This is a genomic window from Photobacterium lucens (genome assembly GCF_009873615.1).
GTDB lineage: Bacteria > Pseudomonadota > Gammaproteobacteria > Enterobacterales > Vibrionaceae > Photobacterium > Photobacterium lucens.
In genome coordinates, this window is the sequence record NZ_SSMG01000395.1 from 1 (window position 1) to 7,632 (window position 7,632).

A 7,632-nucleotide genomic window follows, 5' to 3' on the forward strand; every position below is an offset into this window, starting at 1 on the left:
ACAATATTCTATGCCTATTGTGTGAGTAAATTTAAATACTGCCCATCACAACAATATGCAACAAGATAAACATATTTAGCAACAATGTTGGTTTTAATTAAAAACAGAGAAATAAAAGGATAAGTTGATGAAGCAATTAAGCAGGCTAAATAACAAATCCTCATTATAATTTGATCCATAAGCCGAAAATTTAACTATCAATTCGCCTTAATCAGACATGAATAAGTCTTTGTTATAATACTTAATGGGCAAATCTAATGTTGCAATACCGTAAGTTGAAGTCTTGCTCTGTCAGGCGTAACATGCGCCCACCATTATTTGAGAGGACACCGCTTTGAACACTCCCAGTCGATACTGGAATGAGATTTTTCCCCGTTAATCTGTCCTCCCCTGCTTATGCATGTGCGTTGACAGTGTTTAACTGCCAGCATGCATTTCTCCTTCTGCTTGTTGCTCCTGTTTAAATCTTATTATTCCAGTTTTGTATTGGTAGAAGCGCATTTATCTAGCTTCAAATTGTGTTGAAAAGTGTTGTTGGTATCGTCACCACTAGTGGAGATATGAGACATGCTGAACGCATATAAATTAAACGACTACCGTTTACAACGTTTGGACTTGGAAGATCACGATCCTATTTCATCAGCCATATGGGTTGATCTTATCGAACCCAATGAAGAAGAACGAGAGCGCGTTCAACAAGAACTCGGACAAGGCCTTGCGACTCGTCCTGAACTAGAAGACATTGAGGCCAGTGCGCGTTTTTTCGAAGATGAAGATGGCTTGCACATTCACTCTTTCTTCTATTATGAAGATATTGAAGATTACGTTAGCAACGCTACTGTCGCCTTTACCATTCGTGACGGGCGCCTATTTACCCTACGTGAACGTGAATTACCTGCGTTTCGTTTGTACCGTATGCGCGCCCGCACTCAGCGTTTACAACAAGGCAGCGCGTATGAGTTGTTACTTGATTTATTTGAAACCAAAATCGAGCAACTTGCAGATGTTATTGAAGACATTTACAGCGATTTAGAAGCTATCGGCAAGGTCATTTTAGGTGGAAAACCAGGCGAACATTTTGACAAAGCCTTAGCTAATTTAGCCGAACAAGAAGATGCTGGCTGGAAAATCCGTTTATGTTTAATGGATACCCAACGTGCGTTAAGCTTCTTAGTTCGTAAAGCTCGCTTACCTGCAAATGAATTAGAACAAGCCCGTGAAGTGCTACGTGATATTGAATCACTCCTGCCACACAACGAATCCTTATTCCAAAAAGTGAACTTCTTAATGGATGCGGCAATGGGTTTTATCAATATCGAGCAGAACCGTATTATCAAGATCTTCTCTGTGGTATCAGTGGTATTTCTACCGCCAACATTGGTGGCATCAAGCTACGGGATGAACTTTAAGTTCATGCCAGAGTTGCACTGGGAGTTGGGTTATCCCTATGCCTTACTATTGATGGTATTGGCAGCTCTTGCGCCTTACCTTTACTTCAAACGTAAAGGCTGGTTATAAACAACAAACGCGTGTAGTAACAGTCAGATTTAAAAAGCCCACAACAGATTCTGTTGTGGGCTTTGTTCTATCAGCTAACTCTGATTATTATTTAGGAATAATGTCACCGTTAGCATCGGTTGCTTGTACATTGAAGTTATCTTCAACACATAGCTCATAGTCACCCGCAGTCCATGCACTGTAAGCGGTTTGATAACCTACTAACTTACATTTGAAACTGTGATTACCAGGCGTTTTAGCATCCCAACCCCAATCTTTATCCCAGTACACTTCTAGTGCGCCAGCACCTGCAGTATCAAAGGCTTTCATGTCAGCACAATCGAGTTTTTCGCCTGAAATATCAAGGTTTAGGTAGCTTGTGATCTCTTTGTAGTACGCAATACGTGCTTTGGCTTGTGCGGTTGTTGAGCCTTTACCACATTCAAATGCACCATTAATGATTTGAATGGTTGAGCCAAAGCCATGTTCAATGCCATTAGCTTTATCTGCCGCATTTGGCTGCCATGTGCCATCAATCACATGTAACATGCTTGGTTTTGGTGGCTGCGGATAGACATAGAAGAACACAGCCGATGCTAGGTTTAGCCATGTATCAGCCACCAGCTCGGGTTTCTCCAACAGTACCATTTTGTCGCCAAACATCGCTTCAGAGAACGGACCATAGTTGTAGTTCCAACTTAGCTGTTTCGCACCACGACCAAAATAGCTCTTGTTCGCACAAGGCCAACGCTCACCAGCCCATCCAGTACACTTGTTATAAGGACCGGTGGTATCGCTTTCTGACTTATACACTTCACGTACATAGTACAGACCTTGACGCCATTCAGGGTTGCCTAATGCGCCTTCCCAGTTCGGTGCGTGTGCACCAGTCTCTTGTACAAAGTGGGCAAACATCGTCGCGAGTGAACGCTTACAAATGGCTAATGAATCTCGCCCATCGGTATAAGTTCGACAAAATGCTGGGAACTTAGCAATCGCTTGTAGGAAACGATTATAAGTATAAGCAGGATTACGAATTGGGAATAAGAACTCCCATAACGCTTCATCGACAATCGATTCTGCACGTTTGACGTTGTCAGGGTTCGCGGCACGTAATGGTAGAACAGCTTCAACAGAAGCATTATCTAATGTCACGGTATCTGAACGTACAAGATCAAATAATTCACCGCTAGTTAGACTTTTCTCAATCGCCACAAATTCAGCTCGAGGGATCAAATAACCGCCTTTGCCATCCGAAGTGACAGTCATTGAGGTTGGCACTTCCGTCACAGGACAGTCAGCAGCACTATTTGAAGTTGAACCATCAGGGCACGTCACAGGGGCTACAGGACACTGCGCAATGTCATCAACAACAGAGCCATCATCACAGACAACTTTCGCTGGCGGGCATAGCTCAATGGAGTCGGCTGTAGTGCCATCAGGACAAGTCACTGGAGGAATAACTGGACACTCTGCTGCTGTTGCTGCGCTGCTACCATCAGGACATTCTACTGGTGGGATCACACATTGATTATCAATTAAGACTTCAGGCAAGGTACATGTCAGTGGTGGCTCACCTGTACTGCCACAACTTGTTGGCTCCCAGAACCAAGAGCCCGCTTTAGGCGCTTCCCAAACCCCAGGGTTATTTTGAGCGACATAGCACTGTTGTTGATACGACACGACATCACCATTAGCAACACGAGTCTCACCTAATACAAATGGAGTAACATCTGATGGAATCTCTGTTGTTGGTGGCTCAGGCTCTGTTACCGGAGGCTCTGGCTCTACAACGGGTGGTTCAGGTTCAACAGGCGGCTCAACCGTATCATTCGAACAAGTGACTTGCTCCCAAAACCATGAACCAGATTTGGGTGTTTCCCATGTACCCGGACTATTTTTGGCTTTAAAACACTCACCTTGATAGGACACCACATCACCATTACTAACCGTTGTTACACCTAATTCAAAGGGCTGCTCTTGTGCTGCTACATTGGCAGTAAATAAGCCCATAGATGCAGATAATAACGTCAGAAAAGCGACTTTTTTTGCTGGGTTAGATCTCAGCATTTTTATCATCCTTGATTTCAATAGTGGACAAGAAGATAAAATAATGAGCATCACTATGATGATAGAAAGCCAGAAAATAGCCCCTAAAACATGACAACTTGCTCTATTTTATCGAAAATATACGTTTGCAGTATTGCGAGCACATTTTCACACCGCAACCTCACCCGTTATATTTAGGTAAATAACACTAGTGGTAAGACATAATCACAAGAGAGGCAGACGCTGTTACATAAGAGTTGTAACCAGAGCCAAATTTCTGACGCAAATAATCTTTCAACTATCAATGCTAAAACAGCACTGTCGCTGAATATATTTCACACGAGGATTATTTTGACGTTTGTTGCTTAAATTGAATTTGTCGAGCCGGGTTTAGCAGTGGAATCGCCTGTTTCATTAATGAGTCTTGGATCAAATGGCACATCGCTATTTTGACGCTTTCCGTTGGCAACTCATCATAAACACACACCACGGTTAAACTATCAGGGAAATTTTGATAATTCACACTATGGGTTAACCATTGAAAGCCATTGCCTTCATCTTGCGCAACATGACAAACCTGAGTTAATGCCGCAACAATTGTATTATCACGTTTTTTATCCATTTTTCGCATGAGTTAGTGCTCCCTATCAATGGCTATCACTGCTTTACATTCATAAAAAATACCCTAGCAATTGGTCATTATTACTAGGGTATCCGTTTCGAGTATTAAGTCGTTATACACTAAGCAGTAACTAACTGCACACTACTGGTTATATATCAAAACAAGGAGCATCGTAGTGATAACCCTCATCACTATAAGCTGTCACAATCGCATCTTCGACCAAGCCAGCTGGATCTTTTACATGGCTATTAAAGAAATGTTGAATTTGTTTACGGCGACCATGGGCTAACCATGATTCGGCATCTTGCCAAATTTCATTAAATACAATCGGATAGTCATTACGTGTTGCACTTGGATGGTCAATTTGACGTGTTAAGGTGTACTGAATACACCCTTCTTCACGGTATGAATCTAGCTCTAACGCTTTCAACACCTCAAATAATTCCGCTTCCTTACCCGCTTTAGGCTTAAATTGCGCCAAAACATAAACACGACGTGTCATTTTATTTCTCCATGATTTCACAGCTATCGCTTAAGACTAACTAATAGGAAATATAAAATACGTAGTAATTAATAATTTAATGGCAATTTAAGGAGTGATCCCGTACTTCTGTTGCAACCACTGTTTTATTGCGTCAGAAATATCTACTTAAGTGATCAATTAGTAAGTCTCAGCTCTTGCTAACTGCAATAATTCATTAACTGGCAAAAAACAAAAAGCGATCCCATTGGGATCGCTTTTTAATGCTTTAGCTATGATTAAGAAGCTGTTGCTTCTGTCATTGCAGCTTGCTCTTTTTCTTTCATTATTTCGTTGAAAACGATACGCGCTTCTTGTGCTTGCTCAGAGGCTTCAAGTTTAGTTTCTTTCGCCGCCATCGCTTCTGTTGTTAAGCGATGTAACTCTTCCGCTAACTCAGCCGGTACTTCACCTACATCAGCACCACTATCACCACGCGCTAATGCCTCTGCACGAATTTGCTTCTTGATCTTCCAGATAGCATTCAGTGCATCACGCTCAGCATCTGCAGCTTCAATTGCCACATCTTTTAGTTGTTCAAACTTCGCTAGCGCCATACCTTCTTTTGACCATGGATCAACATCTGGTAAATCTTCAATGTTAATCACTGGATCTTCGTAACCTTCTTGGTGACTTAAGTCTAGTGAAGCCGCTTTAACCGCTGAAATCATTAACATTACAGTGATGAATAGCAGTGGTAGACCACCAACAATTGCCGCTGTTTGCAGTGTTGCCAAGCCGCCCATGAACATCAATACCGATGGCATGAATGACATTGCGAAAGCCCAGAACAAACGGTTCCAACGCATTGGCTCTTCTGTGACATCATTTTGTACAACAGATGCCAAGATGTATGAGATTGAGTCAAACGTTGTTGCTGTAAAAATCAAACACAGTAATGTGAACACAGCAATCACGACAATACTAAATGGTAGTTGCTCTAGAATAGAGAAGATTGCTTTTGTTGCACCTTCCGCATTTAGAATCGTAACTACATCTAGCTGACCAGATAGCTGTAGCGATAAGCCAAAGTTACCTAGTACCATGAAGAATAGGAAACAGCCCATTGAACCAAAGAAGATCGAGCCTGAAACCATTTGCTTGATCGTACGACCACGAGAGATACGTGCGATAAACAGACCCATACTTGGTGCAAACACTAACCACCATGCCCAGTAGAAGATTGTCCAATCTTGTGGGAAGTGCGTGTCTTCAAATGAACCGTAACCACCGAATGGTTCTGCCCATGTTGCCATCACGAAGAAGTTAGATAGCATACGACCTAGTGAATCTAAACCTGTTTCCAGCATGAAGATAGTAGGACCAACAGCCAAGATGAACGCCAGTAAACCTAACGCACCCCAGAAGTTAATATTACTTAGGATCTTAATGCCTTTTTCCATACCCGCATACGCTGAGTAACCGAAAATTGCTGTACAGATAAGTAGAACAAAAATTTGAGTTTCAGTATTTTTCGGTGTGCCGAACAGGTAGTTTGCACCTTCAGTAATAAGAGGAGCAGCTAGACCTAGCGTCGTTGCACCACCACCAAGTAGACCAAAGATGAAAAGCACATCAATGATTTTACCTGTCCAACCGTAACTACGCGCTTCACCGATAACAGGCATTAGAGCTGCTGATACTTTTAATACAGGCTGCTTACGAACATAGAAGAAATAAGCGATTGGCACAGCCGGTACAAGATAGATAGCCCAAGCAACAGGACCCCAGTGGAATACACCGTAAGTGGCAGCCCAACGAACCGCTTCTTCACTTCCTGGTGTTAACTGGAATGGTGGACTTTGGTAGTAATATGCCCACTCGATAGCACCCCAGTAAAGGATACTTGCACCAATACCACCACAAAACAGCATCGCAGCCCAAGAACCTGTTTTAAATTCAGGCTCTTCATCTGCATCACCCAGTTTAATTTGGCCGATATCAGAGAAAATAATGTACACCATAAAGAACACAGCAGCTAAGCCTAATGCTAGGTATAAGAAACCTAGTTTATCCGTCATAAAGGTCTTCGCTGTTGCAATCCAAGTTGCACCTTGCTCTGGGAATAAGATCAGTGGCACAACCACTGAGATCAACATGGCTAACGCTCCGAAAAACGTTGGCTTATCAATCAACTTAAAGTTTTTTTGAAATGTATTCACTATGTTTCCTTACTGCTATTACATAGTCCATAAAAGTTAACCCAATGTTTAACTTTTAACGGAAACAACACAAACGACATCTTTAATCGTGACAATTTATAAATTTAATCAATGTATGAAATATTCACTTTTTGAGCATAAAACGATATTTTTTGCGCTTTTTATAACTAAAATTAATAATAACAACACATTTTGAAACACTTTTATTGCTATCAATAACAACAAACATTGTGATATGTCATCAGGAAGATTTACTATCGAGCTCTACGTGGGTTCCTTAACAAAGGGACTATTTAACATTTCAACAGTACAAAGTTATCGTTTATATCTCTTGGATTATTTAATTTGAAGCATATTAATAATTATATATTTCCTATATTTCTTTCATTATTCAGTTTAACTGTTCAAGCAGGTTTAACTGATAGTATTAATGATATTCGTTACTACCAACAACGCTGTAATGATATTCAGAGCAATAATAAAATTAACTTATATTTGCATGTCAAAGGGGGAGAAAAATTTACTAACGAAGAGAAAAAGCAGTTACTTCAATATCTTAATATTAAAGCAATGGAAACCTGTCTGTATGATGCCTACGCAAAGCATGCACTCAATCTTATCAAACATACGGCATCAACAGGCAACAATACGGAACTACTGATTTTTATTGAAGAAAATAAGCCATTATATAGCCAAGAAATACTAGAGACAGTAAGTAAAGTTAACAGTTCTGAGCGCTACCGATTACGCAATACTGCACCTTTCAATTTACCATTTAACTT

At 41.1% G+C, this 7,632-nt stretch carries 6 protein-coding genes; 2 read left to right on the plus strand and 4 right to left on the minus strand.

The window, feature by feature from the left end:
• Nucleotides 1–567 precede the first annotated feature (567 nt).
• Complete coding sequence (gene corA / locus E5A76_RS16290; protein WP_161119559.1) at nt 568–1,518, plus strand: magnesium/cobalt transporter CorA; 951 nt, start codon at nt 568–570, stop codon at nt 1,516–1,518.
• An 87-nt stretch (nt 1,519–1,605) separates the two neighbouring features.
• On the opposite strand, the gene E5A76_RS20730 is transcribed toward corA, so the two are convergent.
• The 4 genes from E5A76_RS20730 to E5A76_RS16310 all read right to left on the minus strand — a co-directional run bounded on the left by E5A76_RS20730 (nt 1,606) and on the right by E5A76_RS16310 (nt 6,850).
• Nucleotides 1,606–3,567, minus strand: a complete 1,962-nt coding sequence (locus tag E5A76_RS20730) for a chitinase (RefSeq protein WP_237458864.1) — start codon at nt 3,565–3,567, stop codon at nt 1,606–1,608.
• Nucleotides 3,568–3,892: 325 nt separating this feature from the next.
• Nucleotides 3,893–4,177: a hypothetical protein gene (locus tag E5A76_RS16300; RefSeq protein WP_053988682.1), complete on the minus strand. Its 285-nt coding sequence runs from the start codon at nt 4,175–4,177 to the stop codon at nt 3,893–3,895.
• Between the two features lie 139 nt (nt 4,178–4,316).
• Complete coding sequence (locus tag E5A76_RS16305) at nt 4,317–4,670, minus strand: putative quinol monooxygenase (protein WP_161119560.1); 354 nt, start codon at nt 4,668–4,670, stop codon at nt 4,317–4,319.
• 257 nt (nt 4,671–4,927) lie between these two features.
• On the minus strand, nt 4,928–6,850 hold the full coding sequence (locus E5A76_RS16310; RefSeq protein WP_161119561.1) for a BCCT family transporter: 1,923 nt from the start codon (nt 6,848–6,850) through the stop codon (nt 4,928–4,930).
• A 345-nt stretch (nt 6,851–7,195) separates the two neighbouring features.
• Between E5A76_RS16310 and E5A76_RS16315 the strand changes: the two genes are divergently transcribed.
• On the plus strand, nt 7,196–7,632 hold a 437-nt coding region (locus E5A76_RS16315; protein ID WP_161119562.1), incomplete at its 3' end, for a hypothetical protein.